Below are 1,132 nucleotides of genomic sequence, written 5' to 3' on the forward strand. Positions count from 1 at the left end.
CCGCCGGGGCATTGGTGGCATAGACCCGCCAGCCCAGCCGAGCAAGGGCCTTCTGCAGCGCCGCTTCGTCTACTTCCACCGTCACCCGGACTTCCCGCTCCTGGCGAACGGTTGCCGGCCTGCTTCGGTAACGCCGCACCGCTCGCTCCTTGATCTCCTCCTCATAATGCAAGCGCAACAATCCCTGCACCCGGTACTGCTCGACCTGCGCTTCCGCCGCCTGCTGCAGCGCAGCCAGCTCCGTGAACCGTTTCTTCCCCCGGCCTCGTTCATTCAGGGCAGCCACTGCCTGCTCAGCCTTGGCCAGCCGGGACCGCAAGGCCGCCTCCTGGGCCTGGGCCTGCTTGAGGGAACGCAGCACCAACCGCCGTTCCGTCCAGGTGATGAGTTGGCCGTCCACCTCCGCCGTCAGCTCCACCAACCGTTCGTACCCTTCTGCGATCCGTTCCCGCTCACCGGTCCCCTCGGCATCGGCCCCCTTCTCCCGATAGACGTCTGTGAGCGGCTGCTCTTGGCGCTCCACCGGGGCCAGGTAGGTCTCCAGCACCTCGGCCGGCAGTTGCCTCTCCGACAGCGGACACAGGTAGAAATCACCACCGGCCTGGGTAAAGGCACGCGTCTCCAAGGCCCCCATTTTGCAATCGCCGATGTACAACAGCCCTCGCTGTCCCAACCCCTCTCGCACCCGAGTGATGGCCGGGACGTACAGCGGGTCGTCGGCGCGTTGTCCGGGCAGGACCGTGGTGGCCAGCGGCAGGCCCAGCGGGTCCAGGGTGGAAAGCATCACCTTCACCTGGGGCAGGTCGGGCCGATGATCCTTGCTGTGCCCAAACTGGAACAACCCCTCGGGGGTCACCGACCCGTAGCCGCTGGCAGTGGTGCTATCCAGCCGCACCTGTTGCGGCTTCAGGTCGTACACGCGCAGCAAGTGCCCGTTCAGCGCTGCCTCAAAGCCATCCCAGGCAGCATCTTGGCTGAGGGCCCTCAGCACATCCGCCAGACGGTCGTCGCTGAAGTCCAGGGCCCGCACCTCCTGGTCGCTGCAGCGGCTCAGCGTCTCCAAACGCTTCTCCGCCCAGTCCTGGACGTGGTTCAAGCGGTGGTCACCTTCCGAAAGGATATGGCCCAGCCA

1 protein-coding gene is annotated in these 1,132 nt (G+C 66.2%); it reads right to left on the bottom strand.

Features of this window, described 5'->3' with window-relative positions:
* Positions 1 to 1,096 (bottom strand): IS1634 family transposase (locus FKZ61_RS23705; RefSeq protein WP_456086341.1); only part of this gene is annotated, 1,096 nt, incomplete at its 3' end.
* Between the last annotated feature and the right edge of the window lie 36 nt (positions 1,097 to 1,132).

It is taken from the genome of Litorilinea aerophila (assembly GCF_006569185.2).
Lineage (GTDB): Bacteria > Chloroflexota > Anaerolineae > Caldilineales > Caldilineaceae > Litorilinea > Litorilinea aerophila.